Genomic DNA, 24755 nt, shown 5'->3' on the forward strand with positions numbered 1-24755 from the left:
TGCATTTATTGAAATGGTTTCAGTTGGTGTGCACGCACTGACACAATTGGAACACACGATGGATGCTGATCAAAAGACGATCGGTATTTGGGGCGATGGTAACCTTGGTTTTATTACCGCAACCCTCGTGAAGCAGATCTTCCCTGATAGCCAGTTAGTTGTCTTTGGTCGTCACCGTTCTAAGTTGGACTACTTTTCATTTGCAGATAAAACTTACTTAGTCGATGATATCCCAGCCGATCTAAAGGTCAGTCAAGCACTTGAATGTACGGGTGGTCGTGGTAGTGAAACGGCAATTGCCCAAATCATTCAGCATATCCGACCAATGGGAACGGTTATTTTGATGGGTGTCTCAGAAGACCCCGTCGGCATCGATACACGTTCAGTGTTAGCAGAAGGTTTAACCTTACGCGGTGTCAGTCGTAGTGGTCGCGTTGATTTCGAACGGGCCATTAACATTCTGACTGAGAGCGCTGTAACTCGTGAACGACTACAGAACTTAGTTGGTTTTACTCGTAAAGTAAGTACGATCCAAGATGTTACCGACTTCTTTGAAGGGGCCTTAACCAATTACTGGGGCAAGGCGGTGATGGAGTGGGACGTTTAATTAAACGTTCCTTATCATCATGGTTGTATCTAATGATAGTGCTAGTAACGTTTTCGTAGTCAATAACGATGTTTACCATCAGGGATTAAAGACTTTAAGTATGGATCATAGTATAAGTCTGATGATAGTTCAATTTATCATTCTTATCGATTGAACAATATTTTATGAACTTAATTTAAAATATAATATAAAAAGACGTTTTTATTCCGGGCTGGGAATAGAAACGTCTTTTTTTTAACATTTTTATCAAGAAACGTCACTTTATTAACTAATCAAACAAGATTAGCAAATTATAGCAATACTTGGTTTAAATGCTTAGCCTGATCAATCGAGCCTAGCTATAATAGAACTAGACTAGTATACTTATACATCACTTGAATAAGTTGGTTAATCAGTTCATCTAATTAGCAACTATTTGAGCTATCATAACTATTTGGGGGAAGTTTATGACAAAAATTGCCTGTGTCATTGTTACTTATAATCGCAAAACGTTGTTGGCGGAAGCTCTAGAGAGTGTCTTAACACAAGTATCACCGCCAGAGTATGTCTTCGTTATTGACAATGCGTCATCAGATGGGACTGGAAGTTTTATTCAGTCGAAGTTTGCTTTTGATGAACAGCATTTAAACTATGTCCGCTGTGAGCAGAATTTGGGTGGTTCTGCTGGATTTGCCCGTGGGATTCAATTAGCGTTGCAAACTGACTGTGATTGGATTTCAATCTCAGATGACGATGCAATTTTTCAACCAAGGTATTTTGCTGCATTGCGACGAGGCATTAATCAGCATCCAAAACAGCAGGTGTTTTCGGGATCAGTTTTGTTACCAAATGGTAAACACGATATGATGCACCGTGCGATGATTGCTAACCAGACAACACTTGCGACCAGACCGATAGCGGAGGCTACTTATGCCCATGATTTTAAGTATGATATTTTTTCATTCGTAGGTGTTTTACTGAGTCGTAGTATTGTTGAACGGATCGGGCTGCCAGAACAAGACTATTTCATTCGCTTCGATGATTTTGAATATGCATTAAGGGCTCTGAAGTACGGCCAGTTTTTAAATATCCATGATGCGTTGGTATTGCATAAAACAACGTATACGCGTGCGGCCATTGCGCCTTGGAAAGAGTACTATGTTATGCGTAATCGAATTGCATCATTATTTAAACACCGGGGAAAAAGCCTTGCAGTAAAGTGGTATTGTCTGTATTTTCTGGTACGTAAAATAGCGGCCATTTTCCTGTATAGAGATCGCTGGGGACAAGCTATTCCGTTGATTAAGGCTTATATTCAAGGTTGTCAGGATGGTTGGCATGAACGCTTGGGGCGTAATGTCGATTATTTGCCATAAAATTAGGGTTAGTTTTATATGAGGAGAGAATAATATGCAGTATGGGGCAATTGTGGTTACTTTTAACCGTAAAAAATTATTATTAGAAGCAATTACCGCACTGATGAATCAGACTGTTCCACCGGCCAAGATTATTTTGATTGATAACCATTCGACTGATGGCACAAAGCAATTATTAAAAGAACAAGGGCTATTGGATAACGCGCAAATCGACTATCGATATTTAGCTGAAAATATTGGTGGGGCGGGGGGCTTTGCCCGTGGAATGCAGATTGCACAGGCTGAAGACAACTTGGACTGGGTCTCGTTTTCTGATGATGATGCCATTTTTAAACTAGACTATTTTGAAAAGTTAATCGCGTATCATGAGGCTCATCTAAACCGTCAGATTCTTACGGGAAGTGTCTATATGCCGGATGGCCGGTTACAAGTAGACCAGCGTAATCGTTTCACTAGTTGGAATACCTTTCGAGCAGTCGCTGTTCCAGCTAATGAGTATGATGGTGATTTTGAATTCGATCAGTATACCTTTTGTGGTGTCTTTATGAGCTTAGCAATTGTTAAGCAGGTTGGTATTGCAGATGCAGGCTTTTTTATCTGGTGGGATGATTGTGAATATGCAATCCGGACCAATCAGTATTCAAAACCTGTTAACGTCAGTGCAGCTCAATTAGTGCATAAGACGTACTTACCGTCGCTTGATATGAAAGCTAAGTTCACACCCGATTGGCGCTTGTACTACGGGATCCGTAACCGCTTGATTACAGTTAAACGCTGGCGAAAAAATTCGTTAATTAGTTTTGGCTGGCTATGTGTATTTTATGGACGCTTGGCAGTCAAAGTATGTGGGCCGTTCTACAAGGGTTACCGTAAGCTGATTATTAAAATTTATGTTCAGGCTTTACGGGACGCTTTACGGGAACGCCAAGGACTTAATCCTAACTTTATGCCAGGTCAGAAATACTAAATATTGATAAATTCATCCCCTCTGATTCTAGTCACATACAAATCAGAGGGGATGAATTTTGATATAAATAAATTTAAATTTTTAACTTATTTAATTGTTACGAAGGTCAGTTAGTTTATTTTTCATCCATGGAATAATGTTCTTAGTTATGCAGTTCTGGATAAAGTAATGTCGATAGACACTGTTTATTTTTAAGGCTGTCATGAAGATGAAATTATCAGATTGTTTGTTATTTAGATAATAAAGTTAATTAAGCAAGGCGCGTAAGTCATTGGTTATCGAGATAATCCGTATGCTAACGGTACATCTGTACGTTAATGTTTGCTATAATTCACCAAGAACAAAGTCAATTCTTGGGGGAATTAACATGCATGAACAATTTGATTATTTAGTGGTCGGAGCGGGACTCTTTGGAGCCGTTTTTGCACACGAAGCTGCCTTACGTGGCAAACGCGTTAAAGTGATTGAAAAACGCAATCATATCGCGGGTAATATCTATACCAAAGAAGTTGCGGGTATTCAGGTTCATCAATATGGTGCACATATCTTTCATACTTCTGATCAGCAAGTTTGGAATTACATCAATCAATTTGCAACGTTCAATCGCTATACGAACAGTCCCGTGGCCAACTATCATGGGCACATGTATAATTTGCCGTTTAACATGAATACGTTCAGTGAACTTTGGGGTGTTCGGACACCAGCTGAAGCGGCAGCTAAGATTGCGGAACAGCGTACGGTAGCTAATTTAGGTGATCAACAACCACGTAACTTAGAAGAACAGGCAATTGCACTCATTGGAACGGATATTTATGAGAAGCTGATCAAAGGTTATACGGAGAAACAGTGGGGGCAAAAAGCGACTGATTTACCTGCTTTCATTATTCGGCGGCTACCTGTTCGCTATACGTATGACAACAATTACTTCAACGATACTTATCAAGGAATTCCAATTGGTGGTTATACGCAGATCGTTGAAAAGATGTTGGATCATCCAGAGATTACGGTTGAGACTGGGACAGATTTTTTTGCCGATAAGGATGCTTACCTGAAGCAGTATCCTAAAGTTGTCTTTACCGGGATGATCGACCAGTTTTTCAATTACCAGTTAGGTGAATTAGCTTACCGATCATTGCGGTTTGAGACTGAAACGGTGCCGGTCGATAATTACCAAGGAAATGCCGTGATCAATTATACGGATGCTGAAACACCATATACGCGAATTATTGAACATAAGCATTTTGAGTTTGGCAAGGGTGATGCTGATAAGACGGTCATTACGCGTGAATATCCAGCTAACTGGCAACGTGGAGACGAGCCATACTATCCAGTTAACAATCAAACTAATAACACGCTATATAAGCAATATGCTAAATTGGCAACGACTGAATCACAGGTCATCTTTGGGGGACGACTAGGTCAATATCGCTATTATGATATGCACCAAGTGATTCACGCTGCACTAGTGGCGGTCGCAACGGAATTTGATGAAACCAAATAAAGTGAATGAGTGATGATTGAGCATGAAAAAGCGGTTAGGACTTCTAATAGGTGTGTTGGCCGGGCTATTGCTGTTATTAGGATATGTCTTTTACGCACTCAGCATTCAGCGGGGGCAAGATACGACGATTCGAATTCATCAAGTGGATCAAAACGGTAGGCCTATTATTTCGCCAGGTCCAATTACGTTAGTCGGAAAAGCAGGTCATCGTAACCCGTTTCACCCGGAAATTGAGGGATACGTACTGGCTAATCGTAACCCACTGAGCGCTAATTTTCCGAGACACAATCAGACGATTGAATTGAAATACCGTTCAGCTTTAACCTTAACCCAGATTCGTCAAACGTTAGCCAAGGCTAAGTATTTGCAAGTTGGGACGCAGAATACTGCGACACCAGTTTTTAACGAGGCACAGTATCAGGGGAAAAAAGAAACGGTGGCGCGAATCAGTGTCAGTGGTGATGGGCGTAGTTGGACGAAGCTGCCAATTAGTTATCCACGGGCACAACTCGACAATCCAAGTCTGTTGTACCAGAAGCGCCGACTAACATTATTTGACGGAACTAACCGTTATTGGACGACTAACTTTAAAGACTGGCATGTTCAACGGCTAGCGTTAAGTAGTCCACTATTCAAGAATGGACGAATACAAACCGTCTTACCGGGAGTCGCCAGTCGTCAGTATTTGGTGGTTAGGGCACGGGACCGACAGACGCAACGTTCGCAACTCTATTATCAGGTCACTCAGAATACCACTAATCGTAATCAATCGTGGCACCAACTTCGATTGAATGGGGTGCCAACGAATCAAGTTATTGGAATCAATCAAATTGGTCAACGAGTTTATGTGTTACGACGTTACCGTCAACATATCAGGATCTATCGTGCTAAACAAATAAACGGCAGCTTTAAATCAATTGCTACCGTCAAGTTATCACATACTCAGCGAGCAACCGTGACCACTGCGAGTCTTTTACCGGTAGCCAAGCATCGATATCAATTGAACTTCAGCTCAATAAGTCATCAGGATGTTCAGACGATTACGAACTACCAGCAATTAGATAAACGCTTTCGGACAGTTGGTTCCCACCATCAACTAATCACCGATTATTTATGGGTTCAGTTTCAAACAAGTCAGCAGGGAAATGGGTGAGTAAGATGAACTATCGACCAAAAGAACGCTTCATATTGGCGTGGCGGTGGTTACCGCTCGAAATAGTCATTTTAATTACCAGTATCTTGATTGGCTGGGGAATCAATCAGTGGTTATTTAAACCGGTCTATCAAGCTCGGGTGGATTTACAGATTACACGGCATTTAAAGCGACAGGCAACTAGTCGTCAACGCCAGAAACAGCGCCGACAAGATATTGATAATGTCGCTCAATTTGCTGTTATGCCACATAAGCGGGCAGTATTAGTCACCGCTGGTAGTTACGCCTATACGCATGATGGAATCTGGCAGTCAGTTCAGGACCTCAGTGAATCTGTTCAGGCAGTGGCTCTCAAGCAGCGGCCAGTTTTACGTCTCACACCATCCAGTACTTCCAGAGCAGTCGCGCAAGCCAATGCTGCGGCGTTTAACGTGGCCACTAAGCAGGAACTAAGGACGACGCTGACCCATTATCAGGTGAAGACAATTAGCACTAAGGTAACTAGAACAGATAATGTGATGTGGATGACAGTTTGGAAGATTGTACTGATTATCGGGGGAAGTTTGGCGATACTTAGTCCGTATCTAGTCGGCTATGTACGTCGTGGGGAGCGTGATGAAGATCAAACGGCTTATTAACTTTTGTAGAAGACATTTAACGGCCGGTTACTTGATTATTTTCGCAGGTTACCTAGCTTCTGTGACCATTCAGACGACCATGTTCAACGTGATGTATTCACATCGGGTGGGGACAATTATTCAGCTTGTAACCGTAGCGGCAATACTAGTCAAAATTAGCTGTTTCGATCAATTAACGGAACGGCAATTGATTGGCCAAATTAGTCTATTAACGTTGATCACACTAGTGACACTCATTTCAGGGGCACATTATTTAGTTACAACTGTGTTGTTGATGATGGGGGCGCGGGGAGTCTCGTTTCGGAGAATTATGCAGATTTATCTTTGGATTGTTGGGGGGATTTTACTAATTGCCCTCGTGGCCGCTGAATTGGGAATCATCAAAAATATTACGTTTGTAACTAATGACGGTGTTCGCCAGTCACTGGGTGTCGTTTACACGACGGACTTTGCCGCCCATATTTTCTACTTGTGTGGTGCCTATTTGTACTTGCAAGCACGATACTTCCGGTTATATGAGTTATTACCGGTCTTAGTAGGTGGTGGTGTTATTTACTACTTCACTAAGACGATGACGGATACCTTGGCGTTACTTGTGCTGATTATTTTGTTTTTAATCTATATCTATCGGCGGCAGTTAGCACGGATGCCTAAGTTACTGATTAGCTTGCGATATAGTTTTTTGGCATTGCCAGTTGCGAGCCTATCAATTATTGGGCTATCGGTGATTTTTAACTTTCAGGATACTAATTTGATGCGTTTGAATGCTTGGCTATCTTCACGGTTAGAGCTCGGTAACAACGCTTTGCTAGCTTATGGTGTGAAAATATTGGGCCAAAGTGCGATTCCTGTCAATGGCTGGGGTGGTGAGCGAGCTAATATGCTTACGAATGGAATCGGCGATGCGACTTACTTTTTTATTGATTCTTCTTTCTTAAACGCTCTCATCGCCTATGGCCTGTTATTCACAATCGTGTTAATTGTTGGGTTCACTTGGCGCTTATATGATCGAGTTCGGCAGCAGGACTATTTATTGCCCGTTATTTTTGTGGCCATTGCAATTAGTAGTATGTTTGATCAGCACTTTCTGGAAATAACCTACAATGTCTTTATTCTAATGGCGTTTGCTAAGCTACCTACGTATCGAACAGCAATTGGGCCGGCGTTCAATCAGCCAATTGTGATGAACCAGGGAGGTGCTGAAAGTGAGTAATTCAAAGCAGTTTTACTACTTGCAACGAACGATTTTGATAATAGCACTCATGTTGATCCTGTTCAGTGATACTGCTGATAAAGGTATTTTCAGTTTTATTAATCAACCACAAAGTATTTTCTTTTATCCCCAACTTGTCGTGGCTTTGATGGCGGTGGCGGGGCCCAACTTATTAATGATGGTACTCGGGGCGCAGCAGTTACAACGTCCAGCGTTAACGATTCCCAAACTGATGCAAAAACTTCTGTGGTTGATAGCTGGGATTGTGCTATTTTCAGTAGTTTATTACGGTGAAACGATTATCTTAAGTCATGATCAAGGTTTCAATGTGAGCGGTTTTTTCAAAGATTTAGTTCAAGCGCCGGTAGGTTTCTATGATGTGCTATACGAAGTTTTGGGATTCTTCGTATCGTTACCAGTATTAAGAATAATTGCAAAATATGCTAGTGAACAGATTAAACGTTATCTGTTTTGGACCGAACTGATCTTTATTGGTATGTTGCCAATTATTACTTTCTTTACGGGTTTGACCACGATTGCAGTTAAGCCGCCATTAGCTGTGGCAGCAGGTTGTTTCTTCGCATTGATGGGTTATTGGCTGAGTAAGCAGGTAGTATTGCGGCAAATTACACGAGAACACTTGCTAGTTGCATGGCTACTGACTTTCTGTTGCTACGCGGTGATGGTGTCCGTGACGATGTATCAGGTTAACTTAGAACAGAATGTTAACCTGATTATGAATCAACCATTTGCCCAAACGTTACAGGCAATTCCCTGCATGACACTTTGGGTAACCGTTGCGACGCAAATAATGAATCGTAAGCAGTTAAAACCGCCGCATAAGCATAATTGGTTACAAGCCAGTTATGGAAGCTTGCTGGTTGCGGGGGTTCTTTTTACCCCGTTAAAGCTAGTCACAACATGGTTCATTTCGGTTGTGGGAATCTGGTGGTACAGTCTGGCATTGTGCGCCGTAGTTTTATTGCTTAGCGTGGGGTTAGTGCAGTTATTACGACGACTACCCGTTATGCAACGGTTGCTACCAGATTTATTTGGAAATCCTGAAACGGTGGGGGTGGCACATGCGACAGCGAATACAATGGATTGATATTGCCAAGGGAATTGCTATTTTGGCGGTAGTTATCGGGCATACGCTCGGCCCGTATAGTGGTAAATTCTTTGGTAGCCTGATTTTTGCATTTCATATGCCGATCTTTTTCATATTGAGTGGCTACTTGTTTAGAATGCACCCGATTAATCAGGAAGCCAAGCGGGGCGCAATGAACCTGTTACTGCCATATTTAGCCACGGGTGTCTTGATTTTGATGATCAATACGGTGGCATTGGCTTTACCGCATCAACCCGTTCTGAACAAATATTTTCTCAACCTTTGGCAAGGGGTTCAGTCGATAGTGTATGGAGCAGGATCACTTGTTTTCAACCCGTGGCACTGGCAGATTCAGCCGATTGGGGCTATTTGGTTTTTACTCAGTATGTTTATTGCCATACAACTATTTAATGGTGTGATGCACTTGACGGTGAATTTAAATCGTTGGCAGTTTACAGTTCGGTTGTTTATCGTTTGCTCGTTGACCGTGTTGGGAGGCGAATTAGGACAGCTTGTATACCTGCCGTGGGCATTCAATGCAGCACTTTTTTCACAGTTGTTTTTGTACGCGGGGTATATTGTCAAACAAACGGGATTAATCCATAAAATGACGTTACCATGGTATTTATTATTAGCTTTCATGTGGTTAGTCAGTGCTTTTCAAGGGTACTTTTCATTGACTGTACCGGTATCGCCAAACTTATTAATCAGTGCGTTAGGCGGAATATCTGGGAGTCTTTGCGTGATTCGCTTCAGCTCCTGGCTCAGTCAATATCAAGGTACTATGCTGATAAACTTGCTAGAGCGCTATGGCCGTTTATCATTAGTTGTCCTGTGTTTTCATCTGATTGATTTAGATGTCATTGGAGTTGAACCGTGGGTGTTTGCGCGCGTACTACCACTGGTGGGGCCAGTGGTTGCGACACTTATTAGTATCGGTTACCGACTGGCTTTTGTAACATTTTGGGTCTTCGTAATACCTTATTTACCACTGTTACGAAATTGTTTTTTGCCACGTCAGTATCCGTTCAGATTGAAAAAAACAGTAAATTAAGGCGTGTACAACGCTGTATATAATTGGAATGTTAAGTCAATTAACAGAATAGCAATCAAATGAGTTAGGACAAGTGTAAATTATTAAAGGATTTCATACCAGAGGGGGACTGGCGAATGACTGTTCAAATTTACGTTGCGGCGCATAAACCATACCAGATGCCGCAGAATAAGACATATCAACCAATTTTTGTGGGGGCAGCGCTGCATGGGGTAGCGCTGTGTCACTATCAATCGGATAATAGCGGTGATAATATCTCGGCTAGTAATCCAAACTTTAATGAATTAACCGCACTGTATTGGATCTGGAAAAACTGTCAAGCTGACGTGAAAGGATTGGATCAGTATCGACGTTACTTGGCAGCTGATCCTAGGCAAAAATTAGCTGGCATTTTAACCACGGCTGAGATTGAAAAACTCTTGGAGCATCATGATGTAATCGTGCCTAAGAAGCGACATTACTACATTGAGTCTAATTATTCGCACTACATCCACGCACATCATCAAGCGCCGTTGGATACCGTACGCACCGTTATTAGCCGTGACCAGCCAGCATATTTAGCGGCCTTTGATCAGTTGATGCATCGGACATCGGCGCATATGTTCAATCTGATGATTATGCCAGCAGCCAAGTTTAACGCGTACGCTGAATGGCTATTCTCGATTCTATTTGAAGTTGAGCAAGAGATCGATATCTCTAGTTATGATGCTCAAGAAGCACGTGTATTTGGGTACTTATCAGAGCTATTGCTGGATGTCTGGATTAATCATAATCAGCTATCCTACGCGGAAGTACCGGTGATGTATATGGAGAAGCAGCAGTTGCCGGTTAAAGCCTATAATTTATTAAAACGGAAGTTCTTACCGCAAGCGGTTAAACGGACGCATTTTTAAAGTAGCCGATGATGCACTCAGGCTGAATTATGAGCAGGATTCGATACTAACAAGTTATAGACGATAAAAATAACTCACTTCAGAAATACTAAACTTCTGAAGTGAGTTATTTTTATTGTCTTATTGCAACCGTGATTTTAATTGCGCGATACTATTCAGTACTGGTGGTTGTAGCAACATTAAACAGCCGATATAGATCAGTGAACCTAGAACAATCTGTAAGATGAGATTTGGATAGGAGGTAGCCATGTTGACGTTTAGGTGATAGACAACGATGAACATAATAATGCCAGCGCCCAAATATTTATGACTGCCAGCGAATAGTTGGCGGACTTGCAAGTCGTGACGTGTGACAATTAATTGATACCCAGTGACGCAGATCTCTGAGATTAGGGTAGCAAGCATGGCCCCCTGAACACCCCATAGTAAGATGAGTGGGATGTTGCAAAGCACGTTGACGACTGCTCCAATGGTTACAGAGAGCGTGTAGGCTTTAGTCTGCCTAGTTGGCAGTAGGAACTGCTGTCCTAAGACGTTACTCATACCAATAAGAATAATAACTGGTGCTTCAATCATTAATAAATGATCAACCGCAGTGAATGCTGACCCGAAGAATAATGGGGCAAGTGTGGTTGCTACCGCGGCGATGCCAAACGCTGTTGGGATTGCGATACATAGGACAAAGTCAAATGACATGTAGAGGTAACGTTTGACCTTTGTAAGTTGATTCTTAATGAACAAGTTGGCAATATGTGGCAACATGACAGTCCCCGTTGCAGTCACTAGTGCAAGCACAAGCTTAATTAACTTATCAGAATAGTCATAGAAACCAGCTGCAGTAACCGAATCTAACTGCCAGAGCATTGTCTTGTTGAGTGCTAAGTAAATGGTGATGGCAATCTGCGGAACGAACAGCGCTAACGATGGTCGGAAGTGTTTTAATGGACGCAAGTGATGCCAATGGGGGCGCTCAACTGAGTGTCTGAGATAAGGCCACAGGGTTAGATTACCGAGTAACTGAGAACTAGCAAGAATCAAAATATATAGGCCAGTATCTTGCCGAGTCTTAATAAAGACAAAAATAGCGATGATTGAGGCTAGTTTAACTAGGGTGTTTCGTAAGACCGTTTTCTTAAAATCTTCCAGGCCCATAAAATACCATGAAATATCGAATGCACCGGCAATAATATAAAATGATTGATAAAAGAAATAAAGTCGTAATTGATGTTCAAAAGCTAGAAAAACTAAAAAGGCCATGTAAGCGCAACTAATCGTGATCAGTTGTAATATTTCGATTTCCCAAAAAGTTTGTGAGCGGTGCTGACGATTATCCCGAATAAAGGCAATTTCACGATTACCGTAGATGGTAATGCCGACTGTTCCAAATAGTAAAAAGTAGGTGATCACCGAGTTCGTAGTGGCGTTGATTCCAACTCCGGTTGGCCCTAATACTCGTGAGATATATGGTACGGTCAGTAGGGGCGTTAGCAAGATCAGGAGGTTATATCCCGCTGTGTAAAAGTAGTTTTTAATGATTTGCATGAACAAAGCTCCTCGTAGACATTAAGCAGTTGAACGTTGGAAAATTCAACATTTTAATTAATTGTAGCATGCTCATTAGGTGGTTAATAGTGACTTTGTCCGGCTGAGGTTGGTTATTAACAAACTTATTAGATGATAAAACTAATCGAAATTATGGTAAGAATAATTGGTGATATCATGTTGTAATTGTAAAAATAATTTTCAAGATTAGCTGCGGATTTAGAGGTCGAGAATAAGGGCCCTGACAATAAAAAATACGTTATTAAATCTAAAAAAGATTTAATAACGTATTTTTAATAGGCACCGTTTGGCTTAAACATAATAACGACTGTTTTGAATAGAATGTAAAGGTCAAAGCTAGCACTACAACGTGAAATGTAAGTTAAATCTAACTTAACCATTTCTTCAAAGCCGACACTATTACGAACGGTTGCTTGCCATAAGCCAGTACAACCAGGCTTAACAGCTAAACGTTGTTTGTCGTAGTCGGTGTATTCTGCGACTTCTCGTGGTAACGGTGGTCGTGGCCCAACCAGACTCATTGATCCTAATAAGACGTTGAGTAGTTGGGGTAGCTCGTCAATGCTGTATTTACGGATGAATTTCCCAGTTTTAGTAATTCGGGGATCATCCTGCATCTTGAACATGGCACCGTTGATTTCATTGTCTTTTAATAGTTGTTCTAACAGCTCATCGGCGTTTGAAACCATTGAGCGGAACTTGTACATTTTGAACGGTGACTCCCCTTGACCTAAACGAATCTGTGAGTAAAAAACACTACCCTTGGGATCTTCTACCTTGATTGCGATTGCAATAATCAAGAATAGCGGTGATAAAATGATGAGCCCAAGTAGGCTAGCAATAAAATCAAATACGCGTTTAACGAACCGATAACCATATCGACGCTGCTGATAGTTGGCATCGATCTTAATCAGTTTGATTTCTTGTTCCTTTAATTCCATGAGTAACACCCTATACTTCCTTTAAAGATTTCCCCCGCAAACTAATGCTCAGATGTGCTTATTACCAGTGGTCGCTTCAAGGCAATACTGATTATGTAATTTAAATTAAGACAACTTTAAGAATTATAATACAAACCAGTTAGCAAGTAAATATCATTGCCAAGGTTTCCTGTAGCTATCAATTTATAAACATTATAACAAATAATCGTGTCAAACAGCTGATTATTAAACGGAAATTTTGAATGATGAGTTAAATGGGGCTGACTGGTAGTAGTTAACCTGTTCAATAATTCTACGCTGACAAGGGGTTGCGGTTCGACAGATTATGCTATAGATTGTAGTTAATTCAGTATCTCATCGATGAGTGAATGATAAGGAAATCAGATTTGGAGTAGGATTCTTACTCGCTTCACGGTACAATAAGGGAAGCAAAGTTAAATCCAAGTGTAAAGGATGTCCAATGATGAATGATGACTGGATCACAGTTTTTCCAGCGGATTATAATAATTCTTACCATCTAATTCTTAAGCGGGGAACGGCTCACTATGCTTACTACTACTTTAAGGTGGATAAGCTCGATCAGCGTGTGACATTCTACGATGATGTAGACCGAAGCGGTATCTCAATCAAACCCCAGATTACCCGTGAATTTATCCGGACACTGGTTAAAGAAATCGATTGGCATCCGGTTGGGAACAGTATTATTATTGATATTTATAATGTTCAGCGTGAAGAAACCAAGAGTACGCGCTTGGCTTGTGATATTTAATGATCGCAGTCAGGAAAATTCGGTAACTTAAATCAATAAAAGCGAGCCCCAGTCAGTGAACAAACTGACTGGGGCTCGCTTTTATGGTGAGAAAGGGACGTTAATCTTTGGCAGTAATGATTGGTGTTTCCGTCGTTTCCACGTACTTAGCAGCTAGCGGTTCAGCGACTAAGTTTTCGCCATCCTTGGAGAATAACTTGGCTGCGACGAGGTCGGCCATGGCCTTGCTGACAACTTCCTTGCTTAAATTATCATTGGCGTAGTGAAGTTTCACGTGGTGGACCTTGTTCAGGCTAGTCTTGAAGCTTAAGTCTAGTGTTTTCATGGATGATTCCTCCTATGAGTGAGTTAAGCAGTAACGTAGCGATAAGCATTGGTGATGTTAGCAGTCTTAAAGTGGTCACCAGTCAGCGTTTCTAAAACTTTACCAAAAACAGCGAGTTGTTCATCAGTAGCATCCTGGGCAATCGCGGTGAAGGTTTGCTTCCGTTGTTCGTCCGTGTCGGTTTCCATCTGAACGGTGAGGGTTGCTTTTAACCAAGTCTTTTTCATGTGAGTGTTCCTCCTAAGTTGTGTTTGTAGGCTGGCCAGCTTACATTAATACCAACGTCTGAGCGAGCGCTTTTGTGCACCTAAATGCGCAAGTTTTTGATTAATTGACGAATTCGTTGGTAGCTTGTGTCGTAATCATCGAGATAGGATGTGTTAATAACGGTGTGAAAATAGCAATTATCGTGGAAATGTCTGCAGCAGTTAGTTCGCGACAGTCTGGCAAAACTTGTTGGTTACTCAGCCCAGTAGTAGTAGTTTTTGTCGTGATGGTCAGGTGAGTATTGAGCCACGTTTGCATAGGATAAAACTCCTTTCAAGATAACGGTTAAAAAGGGAGGGCAGCTGCTTATTAAACTAATCCGCGTTAGCCTGATAAAGCTGATGGGCCTTCGTGAGTAGTCCCGCACGCCAGTTATAGACGGTTCGCCGGCTGACATGGTGTTTTTGCATAATGCTTAGGACGGATTGTTCTGCTAAGAAGAATTCGGTAAGGTAAATCTGTTCGCCAGGCCGGCACTGTGCCTGTAATTTGGTTAGCAAATCGACCAGTTGCCAGTGTTGCTCTTGAGCGGCGATGGGATTAATCGTGATATTAGCCGCGTAGTCCATATCGATTTGTGATTTAGTTCGTAACGTTTGATTGCGTAGATAGTCGACAGTTCGCCATTTAATGCGACGAAAGGCAAATTTACGGAAATCGGTGAGATCAGCTGTGAAATCAGGTTCGTAATTTTGGTAGGCGGCTAGCCAAGTCAGGTGAGCTATCGTGACACAGTCGTCGAATTGGGGATGGTAGCGGGTGACGTGGGCGGCCTTGAGTGCACCGTATAGAAGCCGTTGATGTTCTGGAAGGGCGAGTAGTTCAAAGGCAGCTTGATTGTTGAGGCGATCAGTTCGCATTTTTCGATCCTCGTGTTCGCTAGATTCCTTGGCCAAGGTTGTGCTCAGTGTACAGTGCCAAGAGGGCTTTTGCCGACTGGGGAAGACGGAATCTAGGTGTCAAAAAATGCTTGTTTATTAAGGGTCTAATTAGAATTAAATGGTCGCAATGATCCGGACTTTATTATTAGGTACATGACTGGTATGCTGTGGTTAATCTAATCAACAGTGAGGTAATCAGAATTCTCACTCACTGACGGACATTAGAGAAAAAAGCGCACCAATTCTAGGAGGACACCAATGATGAACAATCTCAATGAGCGGTTTGATCAGCATTATTCTGTTTGGAATCAGTTACCTAGTACTCTTGATACGCGACGACCAGCCACCATTGTCCCCTTAGCGCAGCGATTGGATAACGTGACGTTGAACGCGATGAACACGATATTTTTATTAAATGTCAGCGATGAGTCGTGCACAGAAAATGCTGTTATCTTTGATTATCAGCGGGGACTGATCAAGACCATTAAGACAACGCGACAATTGATCTTAGGTTGGGTTCATCAATTAGGGTTGGCTGGTCCCCAACTTGTCCGTCAGATTGCGGTTCGTGAAGGATTATCGCTTTGTAAGCTACCCATTATTCAGGGCGTGGCGGCTTTATTACCGGTCAGTACTGCCAAACGTGGTAATACGAATTGGTACAACTTGAATTTGCTCAGTTATTTTGAATCTCAGGGTGTTAACACCGATCTTGTATATGATCAGAAGTTGCATTTAAAGCTGGGTTTGAGCCCAGCGGTGGTTAAGCGGCAAGTCACTAAAGCACGATTGCTACAGGATGCGGTATTAGCACATCACCATTATCAGACTGGCACCTTAATCCCGACATCGACAGCGGTACTTATGGATGAAACGTCCAAACAAATTCTGTATCAGTATGGAACTTTGTTATTGCGATACCATGGTTTAACAGTTATTCCGAGAGAATTAAATGGTTGTATTAATGACTTTTTAGGTACACTATAATAGGAACCATTAGTTTGAAATCAGGAGTGCTGAAAATGACCAAAAAAGTGACTAAAATTATGGCGCAAAAACGGTCTGGCCGTTATAACGTCTACTTAGATGACGAGTACGCCTTTCCTATCAGTGAGTCAGTCATGCTCGAATTCCGGGTCTTTAAAGGAATGGAAGTTGACAAAGCGCTGCAAGCGAAGATGATTGCAGCTGACGACCTCTCTAAGGCCTATACACGGGCTTTAGATTATTTATCCCATCAATTACGGACTGAAAAAGAAGTGCACGATAAGCTTCGTGATGAAGACTTAGATGAAACCGTCGTTGATGCCACGATGCAACGACTTCGTGAATTGCGACTACTGAATGATCAGCAGTATGCGGATGCCTACGTCCGGACAGCTAAACGGACGAGCGACAAGGGGCCCCGGGTAATTCGACAGAATTTACGGTTAAAAGGGGTCGGTGAGCAATTGATTGATGATGCACTTGCCGGTCAGTTTAGTACGGATGATCGCTTAGATAATGCAACGCAGCTCGCGCAGAAGTTATCACAGCGGTATCGTCGGTTGGCTTTTAAGACGATGCAACAAAAAGTTCGCCAAGGAATGATGGCTAAGGGATTTGATGGGGATACAATTTCCGCGTCGATCGAAGCCCTTGACCTACAACCGGATGTCGATGAGCAGTGGCTTTCACTAGAGACTCAGGGACAGAAGTTATGGCAGCGCAACCGGAAGTATGCCTTCTCGGAACGGACGATGCGTACGAAAAAAAGTCTGTATCAAAAGGGTTTTTTAATGGATGATATTAATCGCTTTATTGATGAACAAGTCGCTTCTGAGTGAAAAGGCGTAATTGCTTCCCCGCACGCCATAAAAATCTGGTATAATGTTTAATGAAATTCGATGAAAATTTACCCTGAACATTAGAAAGTAGGGTTAATATGGCGCGCGAGGCTAAAGGACCTAAAGAAGGCGACTTCATTACGATCAAAAGCTATAAGCACGACGGAAGTTTACATCGAACTTGGCGCGATACAATGGTACTCAAAACAAGCGAGAACGTATTAATTGGTTGTAACGATCACACGCTGGTCACCGAAGATGATGGCCGCAGGTGGGTGACACGGGAACCGGCAATCGTTTATTTTCATAAGCATTATTGGTTTAATATCGTGGCGATGATTCGCGATAACGGTGTTTCATACTATTGTAATTTGGCTTCACCGTACGCTTTAGATAAGGAAGCTTTGAAGTATATCGATTATGATTTAGATGTCAAAGTCTTCCCAGATGGTGAACGTCGGTTGTTAGATGTGGATGAATACGAGGAGCATGGTGCTCAGTGGCGCTATTCTGCTGACACGGATCGCATATTGAAGGCGAACGTTAAGGTGTTAGTAGATTGGATTAAGCACAAGCAGGGCCCATTCTCACAAGAATACATTGACATTTGGTATAGTCGTTATCAAGAACTATCACGTCGGCAATAGCTCTGTGGAAGTAACCTACAGAAGTAGCCTGCTGACGATTTGTCAGTAGTGTAATTAAAGGTAATTAGGAGTTCCCACGATGGGGCTCCTTTTTGCTATTAAGCGTTAATATGATCGATAGATTAATTTTATAAAATTTTTATTTTAATATTGGCTCGTGCAAAGGTAGCTCGCTTTAGACCAGTTAAGTAGTTGGTCGTGTGCCTAACCAAACAATGTGCGATTATTGAACGCAAATGAGTTGCGCTTTAGTTAGGAAACGTGTACATTTTGGAAGATTGGATATAACACGTCGGTAAATATGATAATTGGAAGTGATAGCTAATGGCTTTTATGAAATTGGATAATGGCGAATTACTAAAAAATATTCGGCAGTTTGCGAAGAAAAATGGGCTAACACTCGCAGAAGTCGCTACTTTAGCTGGTCTGAGTGCCAGTGCCATCTATAGTTGGCGTAAGCATACACCGTCCGTGGGTACGTTAAAAGAAGTTGCCCAGGTACTCGGGACGAGTTACACGAAGTTAGTTGGTAAGGAAAAGGAAGTCACTGACCAAGCGCCAGCCAAACCAGCAGTCGACTTAAAAACGGTTGTTGAAAACAAAAAGAATCAGTTTGAATATGATGGTCAGCCGATCACACCTGAACAATTAAAGATTATTCGTAACGTTCTCAAATCAATGTTCAAGACGCCACGGCGTTAATTTTATGTAAAGGCCGGCCATTTTTAGTGCAACTAATACGGTGATAGTGTAGAATGTGGAACAGTTACTTAAATAATTGATGAAACCGCTTGACGTGTCCGTACGAAAGGGGCACAATTAGCTTCAATCATGGAACGAATTGGGAGATGGGCGCATGAAAAAAGTTACTACCACATTAGCCAAGAAGAATATTAACCAACTGTTAACGATTGTTAATCAGGGCCACGATACCATTGAGGTGGAAAATCCCAATACCCAAGATTCAGCCGTTATGGTCAGCATGAAGGATTGGTTGCAGATTGTTAGTCAGTTGGCGAAGAGTAATCAACGTGACGTGGAATTTAGTTAAATATAATAATTGAGATATGTAAGCTCTCGGTAGGATGACTATTAACAATCATCTACCGAGAGCTTTTTTGGACTAAGTTAGTAGAGAATGAGGGGAAATACTGGAAAAGGCGATACGAAGTTGATAATTTGGTGATAACAAAAAGCACGCATCCGGGTAGGTCCCGTAATACGTGCTTATAAATCGCTTATTCGGCTTGGCTTTCAGCGAACTTAGTTTTGATATAGTCAGCTGAAACTTGTAGCTTTTGTAATTCTTCAGGTGTTAAGTCTAATTGAACTTGTTCAACAATTCCATCACGCCCAACGATGGCTGGGTATGAGAGGTAAACGCCGTATTCTTCGCGGAAGTTAGATACTGGGAGTTCAGTCAGTGCATTATTCAAGACGGTGTTAGCTAGTCGAACTGCTGCCGTTGCCACCCCGTAACTTGTGTATTTCTTACCGTGGAAGACCCGGAAGCCGCCTTGGCGAGATTCAGCATCGAGTTGATCCAGGTCTAAGCCTCGTTGTGCAGCCAAAGTCGTGATTGGTTGTCCCAGGACGCGGACAGTTGACCATGCTGTGAATTGGGAATTGCCGTGTTCACCAAGGTTGTAGCCAGCAACGGATCGTGAGTCGATATGTAGTGCAGTTGCAACCGCACGTTTCATACGAGCTGAATCGAGTAAAGTCCCAGTTCCAATGACGTGGTTCTTTGGGAGGCCCGTTACGGCTTGGTAGATGGACGTAATGACATCTACAGGGTTAGTGATGGCGATTAGAATACCGTCAAAACCACTGGCCTTGATTTTAAGAGCAACGTCCTTGACCTGGGTACTGGTAAAAGGCAGTTCAAGGAAGCGGTCGTTCTTAGGCGAATCTTGTAGTTTAATGTTACCAACAGCTGAAATGATGACATCGGCGTCTTTTAAAGCGGCATAGTCGTTGACGATCAGGTTAGTATGATAAGGCAAGTTAGGCATAGCGTCTTCAAAGTCGAGGGCGTCAGCAGTGACCTTATCGGTGTTCGTATCAATTAAGACGAGGTCGTCAGCGAAGCCGTTGGCAACAATATAATGTGCGGCGGTGGATCCAACGTGACCCATCCCAATAACAGCAATTTTACGTGACATAAATGGCAACTCCTTCAAGAATTTATTTGTATACTAATTAAATTACCATTTTTCTCATCATTTTTAAATGATTTTTTGAGAAAATTCAAAATCAGCTTCGTGAGCTTACAAACTAGGGTATAATTAACCCATTAATAAGATGTTCCAAGAAGGGGAGGAGCGCTAGTGTTAAAGCGCCTACGAGAGTCGAACCTATTATTTTGGTCGCTCGAGATTTTAATTGTTGCCACGTTGATTTGGGTTTGTACGAATATTGGTTTTTTATTTCAGCCAATCGGAACCTTTTTAAGCGTTGTCTTCATGCCAATTGTTATTTCAGGTTTTTTATTTTACATGTTGAATCCGTTAGTGAAGGTATTGACGCGGGTTCATTATAAGAAGTTCCAGATTTCACGGACGGGAGCCGTGGCAATCGTATTTGTGCTATTATTCGGTGTTTTAGCTTGGGGAGCAGTTTCATTATTACCACGCTTGATTTCACAAGTAACCCAGCTGATCTATCATCTTCCAAGCATTGCAACTGAAATGCAGAAGGAAGCCACCAAGATGATCACGAACAGTACCGTTTTGAAGAAGGTTGATATTACTTCTTATACCAAGCAGTTTAACGGTGAGATCAGTAAGTACGCGCAGAGTTTTCTGTCATCGTTATCAACTAGTATTGTTTCCGTCATTACGACGATTACCAGTGTAACAATCATGGCAATTACGATTCCAGTTGTCTTGTTCTATATGTTAAAGGACAGTGAAAAGTTCATTCCTGCCATCAGTCGTTTCTTACCACGTAAGCAACGCCCTGAAATGATTGGACTCATTCAAAAAATGGGTGACACGATTTCGAGTTATATTGGTGGTCAGGTCATTGAATGTCTATTCGTTGGGACGTTTACGGCGATAGGTTACATGATTATTCAGCAACCATACGGCTTGTTACTAGGTGTGATTGCAGGGTTAGCAAATATTATCCCATACCTCGGTCCTTATATTGGGATTGCACCATCGTTGATCGTCGCGTTCACGCAGTCACCAATGCAGGTTGTCTACGTTGTCATCGTAGTGGTAATCGTCCAACAAGTTGACGGTAACTTAATCTATCCAAATATTATTGGCCGGACGTTGAAGATTCACCCATTGACAATTATTATCCTATTGCTAGCAGCGGGAAACATCGCCGGTATTTTGGGAATGATCTTAGCGATTCCGTTCTACGCAGTTGTTCGGACCGTCGTGATCTATCTGTATAACATGGTAGAGTTGCGCAATGCGGAACAGTTGCGATCACAGACGACGGTTTACCAACCACAGCCAGCTAAAGCGACTAAGGCGGACATTACGCCAACTAAGAAACACAAATAGCCTATGTTATAATAGTAAAAACTGGCGTTATGAGGAGTGATTTTGTGAAAAAAGTAATTACGTATGGCACGTTTGACCTATTACACAAGGGTCACATTCGCTTATTAAAACGCGCCAGTGAACTAGGTGACCATTTGACAGTCTGTGTATCCACGGATGAGTTCAACGCGCAAAAGGGTAAGCATGCTTACACGTCTTATGAAGATCGTAAGTATATTCTGCAAGCCATCCGTTATGTGGATGAAGTCTTACCCGAAAAGAATTGGGATCAGAAAATCAGTGATGTCATCGATAACGATATTGACGTTTTTGTGATGGGTGACGATTGGCGTGGCCAGTTCGACTTCTTGAAGGATTACTGTGAAGTCATCTACCTGCCACGGACTGAAGGCGTCTCATCGACTAAGATCAAGCATGATCTTGGGCTGCAGCCAAAGGATAAATAATTGGAGAGTGGGCCAAAAGCCGGGTAGTTGCTGAGCATAGCCTAGGAAGCCGAATGATTGGGGTTTTCAATCGTTGGGCTTCCGTAGCTAAGCGGAGGCAACTGGCTTTTGGCGTACGGTTCGACCATAAATATTCAGAACTCCAAAAAAAGATGCTACGACATAAGTCATAGCATCTTTTTTTGCTTTAATGAAAGACCATGTTAAGCAGTAGTACGCCGCTCAGTCCACAGACGGCAATCAGGGTTTCGAGAATCGTCCAGGTAAGTAGGGTTTGTTTGACGGTTAGGTCAAAGTATTCCCGGAACATCCAGAACCCGGCGTCGTTGACGTGGGAGGCGGCAACGCTTCCTGAACCGATTGCAATGACCATTAAGGCTGGGTCGACGCCTGCCTGAGTCATCAATGGTGCGACTAGCCCAGCTGCAGTCAATGCTGAAACCGTTGCGGAACCTAGTGAGACCCGCAAGATGACGGCGACTAACCAACCAAGTAGCAGTGGTGAGATACTACTGCCACTGAAGAGTTGCGCAACGGCTTTGCCGACACCGCCATCAATTAGAATCTGTTTAAACGCGCCGCCGCCACCAATGATTAAGAGCAACATGGCAATGGACTTAGTGGCGTCTTCAAGCGTTGCGGAAATCGCCTTATTATCCTTGTGCTGGTGGATACCCATCGACCAGAGTGCGAAGAGTAGAGAGAGTAACATAGCAATGCCAGGGTCTCCAATCAAACGAATAATCTGATCAACCAGTGACGGATTTTTAGGTAGACTACCGTGATCAATCACAAGTTCGTAGACGGTCGTAATTGTCATTAAGATGACAGGGAATAGTGCCGTTAATACACTTAAGCCAAAGCTGGGCGCTTCTGAAACTTTGAATTGACGCTTATTACTACTGAGCGGTAGGTGCGGTTTACCAGCAAAAGCAGACGGCACCATTTTGCGGGCCCAGCGGGAAAATAATGGTCCTGCAATGTAGACCGTTGGAATGGCAATGATAATACCAAAGAGCAATACCCGACCGACGTTAGCATTCAACGTGGTTGCAATCGCTGTCGGTGCTGGGTGGGGTGGTAAGAAGCCGTGGGTTACAGAGAGCGCGGCTCCCATCGGAATACCTAGATATAGAACTGGTACTTGGGCTTCAACTGCAATCGCAAAGACGATTGGGATGAGTAGGACAATGCCGACCTCAAAGAATAGCGCAATCCCTATGATAAATGACGCAACTACAATCGCAATTTGGAGATGTTTGCGACCGAAAATATCAATCAAGGTAGTTGAAATCGTGTAGGCACCACCAGCATCAGCGACTAAACGGCCTAGCATGGCGCCGAATCCGAAGACGAGGGCTAGCTCACCTAATTGACTGCCAATTCCAGTTTCAATGCTACTGGCAATTTTTGTTAGTGGCATGCCGAGACCAATACCCACTACAACGGCGGTAATAATCAGGGCAATGTAGGTGTTCATTTTGAACTTAATAATAAGTAGTAATAATAATAAAATACCGAGTGCAAGTACGATAAATGGCATCATAGCTGTGCCTCCTAATCGTTTAGAGCTGCAAGTTCATGGTAAAGCGGAACAAGGCTCGCCGTTATATGATCGAACACAACTTGCTGCTGTTGATAGCGTTCATGCTGTGTTGGTTGTGGCGCGTAAGTTTTGGTCTCACCAATCATGGGATGAATGGCCTCTAAATCAGGGAGCTGTCCTAAAGCTTTCAGACCCATAACGGCTGCCGCTAGACAGGAACTCTCAAAACTTGTTGGAATCGTAATTGGCTGACCGATGACATCCGTTAAAATCTGTCGCCACAAATTAGAACGGGCAAAGCCCCCAGTCGCACGAATCGCGTGTACAGGTTCAGCGGCATTGGTCAATTGCAGGACAGCATTTAGATTCATGACGATGCCTTCCAGAACGGCCCGGGCAATGTCAGCTTTGGTGGTCGTTGTCGTAATACCTAGTAACGACCCACGTGCATCCGCGTTCCAGAGTGGGGCGCGTTCACCACTAAGGTACGGATGGAAAATCAAGCCGTGGGCACCAGCAGGGACGTCAGTGGCCAGTTCAGTGATGACATCGTAGGGATCCTGATGATGTTTAAGTGCGGTAGCCGATTCTTCAGCAAAGAGTTCATCACGAACCCAACGAAAAACCTGGCCGCCGTTGTTGATGGGGCCGCCAACAATCCAGTGCTTGGGCGCAACATAGTAACAGAACAAGCGTCCTTGAGGATCTAGGTAGGGCTTAGTTGTCATTACGCGGACAGCGCCAGAAGTTCCAATCGTAATGGCGGCCACGCCGGGTTCGTCGGCGCCAACACCTAAATTCGACAAAGCCCCATCACTCGCACCCATAATTACCTTAGTCATGGAGGATAAGCTTAATTTGTTGGCAATTGAATCCGTTAGCCCGTTAATGATAGCATCCGTATCAACGAGGGTGGGTAATTGGCTGCCGTCGATATGGGCGTAAGCTAGAGCAGTTGGCTCCCAATCAAAAGTGTGCAAGTTGAATAGTCCAGTTGCGTTGGCAATTGAGTAGTCCATTTGTAACTTGCCAGTTAATTGGTAGATGATGTATTCCTTGATACCTACTACGTAACGAGCTTGAGCTAAGAGTTCAGCGTGTTCGGTAGCTAACCAGTGTAACTTGACGAGTGGGCTCATTGGGTGAATCGGAGTACCAGTAGCTTGATAAAGTTGTTGTCCAAGTGGTTGGGCTTTAAGCTCAGCGGCATACTTGGCAGCCCGGTTATCCGCCCAAGTGATGACACGTGTCAGTGGTTGCATGTGATCATCTAACAAGATGAGACTGTGCATGGCTGAGGAAAAGGCGATCCCTTCAATCTCATCAGGGGTAACATGACTGGTCAGTTGACGGATACTCTGTTGGACCGCTTGCCAGATTTCGTTGGGATCTTCTTCGGCCATATTAACCTGATCGTGATACAGTGGATAACCAACGTTAGCGCTGGCGATAACGTGACCAGCTTGATCGTATAAGACGGATTTAGTACTGGTCGTTCCTAGGTCCGTGCCAATAATATAAGACATATTTGGGG

Annotated in this window: 27 protein-coding genes; 18 read left to right on the forward strand and 9 right to left on the reverse strand. The window is 42.9% G+C overall.

Annotation, left to right across the window (positions count from 1 at the left end; genetic code table 11):
* The 10 genes from ACG95_RS14655 to ACG95_RS04145 all read left to right on the forward strand — a co-directional run.
* A partial coding sequence (locus ACG95_RS14655; protein WP_475003851.1) for an MDR/zinc-dependent alcohol dehydrogenase-like family protein occupies positions 1-607 on the forward strand: 607 nt, incomplete at its 5' end.
* A gap of 446 nt (positions 608-1053) precedes the next feature.
* Positions 1054-1962: a glycosyltransferase family 2 protein gene (locus ACG95_RS04105; protein WP_047999281.1), complete on the forward strand. Its 909-nt coding sequence runs from the start codon at positions 1054-1056 to the stop codon at positions 1960-1962.
* A gap of 34 nt (positions 1963-1996) precedes the next feature.
* Complete coding sequence (locus ACG95_RS04110; RefSeq protein ID WP_047999282.1) at positions 1997-2929, forward strand: glycosyltransferase family 2 protein; 933 nt, start codon at positions 1997-1999, stop codon at positions 2927-2929.
* A 367-nt stretch (positions 2930-3296) separates the two neighbouring features.
* The gene (glf, locus tag ACG95_RS04115; RefSeq protein ID WP_047999283.1) at positions 3297-4430 is read left to right on the forward strand and encodes a UDP-galactopyranose mutase; all 1134 of its coding nucleotides are present in this window, start codon (positions 3297-3299) and stop codon (positions 4428-4430) included.
* A gap of 22 nt (positions 4431-4452) precedes the next feature.
* Entirely contained in the window at positions 4453-5583 is a 1131-nt protein-coding gene (locus ACG95_RS04120) for a polysaccharide biosynthesis protein (protein WP_237756446.1), read from the forward strand.
* A 5-nt stretch (positions 5584-5588) separates the two neighbouring features.
* Positions 5589-6221, forward strand: a complete 633-nt coding sequence (locus tag ACG95_RS04125; protein WP_047999316.1) for a hypothetical protein — start codon at positions 5589-5591, stop codon at positions 6219-6221.
* The gene (locus ACG95_RS04130) at positions 6199-7434 is read left to right on the forward strand and encodes a polysaccharide biosynthesis protein (protein ID WP_047999285.1); all 1236 of its coding nucleotides are present in this window, start codon (positions 6199-6201) and stop codon (positions 7432-7434) included. Before ACG95_RS04125 ends, ACG95_RS04130 begins: the two co-directional genes overlap by 23 nt.
* A complete protein-coding gene (locus ACG95_RS04135) occupies positions 7427-8542 on the forward strand; it encodes a polysaccharide biosynthesis protein (protein ID WP_237756447.1) in 1116 nt (371 codons plus the stop codon). Before ACG95_RS04130 ends, ACG95_RS04135 begins: the two co-directional genes overlap by 8 nt.
* 22 nt (positions 8543-8564) lie before the next feature.
* Positions 8565-9596 (forward strand): acyltransferase family protein, encoded by a 1032-nt coding sequence (locus ACG95_RS04140; RefSeq protein WP_237756448.1) that lies wholly within the window; start codon positions 8565-8567, stop codon positions 9594-9596.
* 116 nt (positions 9597-9712) lie between these two features.
* Positions 9713-10489 carry a DUF4422 domain-containing protein gene (locus ACG95_RS04145; protein ID WP_047999287.1) on the forward strand — a complete coding sequence of 259 codons (777 nt, stop codon included), beginning with the start codon at positions 9713-9715 and terminating at the stop codon, positions 10487-10489.
* A 120-nt stretch (positions 10490-10609) separates the two neighbouring features.
* On the opposite strand, the gene ACG95_RS04150 is transcribed toward ACG95_RS04145, so the two are convergent.
* Together ACG95_RS04150 and ACG95_RS04155 are read right to left on the reverse strand one after the other, a co-directional pair.
* Positions 10610-12031 (reverse strand): oligosaccharide flippase family protein, encoded by a 1422-nt coding sequence (locus tag ACG95_RS04150; protein ID WP_047999288.1) that lies wholly within the window; start codon positions 12029-12031, stop codon positions 10610-10612.
* Between the two features lie 293 nt (positions 12032-12324).
* Complete coding sequence (locus tag ACG95_RS04155) at positions 12325-12993, reverse strand: sugar transferase (RefSeq protein ID WP_047999318.1); 669 nt, start codon at positions 12991-12993, stop codon at positions 12325-12327.
* 460 nt (positions 12994-13453) lie between these two features.
* On the opposite strand from ACG95_RS04155, the gene ACG95_RS04160 reads away from it, so the two are divergent.
* Positions 13454-13762: a hypothetical protein gene (locus tag ACG95_RS04160; RefSeq protein ID WP_237756449.1), complete on the forward strand. Its 309-nt coding sequence runs from the start codon at positions 13454-13456 to the stop codon at positions 13760-13762.
* 100 nt (positions 13763-13862) lie between these two features.
* Here the strand turns inward: ACG95_RS04160 and ACG95_RS04165 are convergent, their stop codons facing one another.
* The 4 genes from ACG95_RS04165 to ACG95_RS04180 form a co-directional block, all read right to left on the reverse strand.
* Positions 13863-14087 (reverse strand): DUF2922 domain-containing protein, encoded by a 225-nt coding sequence (locus ACG95_RS04165; RefSeq protein WP_047999290.1) that lies wholly within the window; start codon positions 14085-14087, stop codon positions 13863-13865.
* 23 nt (positions 14088-14110) lie between these two features.
* Positions 14111-14314 carry a DUF1659 domain-containing protein gene (locus ACG95_RS04170; RefSeq protein WP_047999291.1) on the reverse strand — a complete coding sequence of 68 codons (204 nt, stop codon included), beginning with the start codon at positions 14312-14314 and terminating at the stop codon, positions 14111-14113.
* 100 nt (positions 14315-14414) lie between these two features.
* Positions 14415-14612 (reverse strand): hypothetical protein, encoded by a 198-nt coding sequence (locus ACG95_RS04175; RefSeq protein WP_047999292.1) that lies wholly within the window; start codon positions 14610-14612, stop codon positions 14415-14417.
* A gap of 56 nt (positions 14613-14668) precedes the next feature.
* Positions 14669-15214, reverse strand: a complete 546-nt coding sequence (locus ACG95_RS04180; RefSeq protein ID WP_047999293.1) for a sigma-70 RNA polymerase sigma factor region 4 domain-containing protein — start codon at positions 15212-15214, stop codon at positions 14669-14671.
* A gap of 279 nt (positions 15215-15493) precedes the next feature.
* Here ACG95_RS04180 and ACG95_RS04185 point away from each other — a divergent pair, with 279 nt between their 5' ends.
* From ACG95_RS04185 to ACG95_RS04205, 5 genes are all read left to right on the forward strand, one after another.
* A complete protein-coding gene (locus ACG95_RS04185) occupies positions 15494-16222 on the forward strand; it encodes a hypothetical protein (protein WP_152668280.1) in 729 nt (242 codons plus the stop codon).
* 35 nt (positions 16223-16257) lie between these two features.
* Complete coding sequence (gene recX / locus ACG95_RS04190; protein WP_047999295.1) at positions 16258-17061, forward strand: recombination regulator RecX; 804 nt, start codon at positions 16258-16260, stop codon at positions 17059-17061.
* 98 nt (positions 17062-17159) lie between these two features.
* Positions 17160-17708 (forward strand): nucleoside tri-diphosphate phosphatase, encoded by a 549-nt coding sequence (ntdP, locus tag ACG95_RS04195; RefSeq protein ID WP_047999296.1) that lies wholly within the window; start codon positions 17160-17162, stop codon positions 17706-17708.
* A gap of 324 nt (positions 17709-18032) precedes the next feature.
* A complete protein-coding gene (locus ACG95_RS04200) occupies positions 18033-18410 on the forward strand; it encodes a helix-turn-helix domain-containing protein (RefSeq protein ID WP_047999297.1) in 378 nt (125 codons plus the stop codon).
* Positions 18411-18564: 154 nt separating this feature from the next.
* The gene (locus tag ACG95_RS04205) at positions 18565-18759 is read left to right on the forward strand and encodes a type II toxin-antitoxin system Phd/YefM family antitoxin (RefSeq protein WP_047999298.1); all 195 of its coding nucleotides are present in this window, start codon (positions 18565-18567) and stop codon (positions 18757-18759) included.
* Positions 18760-18946: 187 nt separating this feature from the next.
* Here the strand turns inward: ACG95_RS04205 and ACG95_RS04210 are convergent, their stop codons facing one another.
* Positions 18947-19873, reverse strand: a complete 927-nt coding sequence (locus ACG95_RS04210; protein WP_047999299.1) for an L-lactate dehydrogenase — start codon at positions 19871-19873, stop codon at positions 18947-18949.
* A 165-nt stretch (positions 19874-20038) separates the two neighbouring features.
* Here ACG95_RS04210 and ACG95_RS04215 point away from each other — a divergent pair, with 165 nt between their 5' ends.
* Positions 20039-21229 carry an AI-2E family transporter gene (locus ACG95_RS04215; RefSeq protein ID WP_047999300.1) on the forward strand — a complete coding sequence of 397 codons (1191 nt, stop codon included), beginning with the start codon at positions 20039-20041 and terminating at the stop codon, positions 21227-21229.
* A 44-nt stretch (positions 21230-21273) separates the two neighbouring features.
* A complete protein-coding gene (gene tagD / locus ACG95_RS04220; RefSeq protein WP_047999301.1) occupies positions 21274-21675 on the forward strand; it encodes a glycerol-3-phosphate cytidylyltransferase in 402 nt (133 codons plus the stop codon).
* 187 nt (positions 21676-21862) lie between these two features.
* Here the strand turns inward: tagD and ACG95_RS04225 are convergent, their stop codons facing one another.
* The gene (locus tag ACG95_RS04225; RefSeq protein WP_047999319.1) at positions 21863-23218 is read right to left on the reverse strand and encodes a gluconate:H+ symporter; all 1356 of its coding nucleotides are present in this window, start codon (positions 23216-23218) and stop codon (positions 21863-21865) included.
* A gap of 14 nt (positions 23219-23232) precedes the next feature.
* Positions 23233-24747, reverse strand: a complete 1515-nt coding sequence (locus ACG95_RS04230) for a gluconokinase (protein ID WP_047999302.1) — start codon at positions 24745-24747, stop codon at positions 23233-23235.
* Between the last annotated feature and the right edge of the window lie 8 nt (positions 24748-24755).

It is taken from the genome of Lactiplantibacillus herbarum (assembly GCF_001039045.1).
In the GTDB taxonomy this organism is placed as follows: Bacteria; Bacillota; Bacilli; order Lactobacillales; family Lactobacillaceae; genus Lactiplantibacillus; species Lactiplantibacillus herbarum.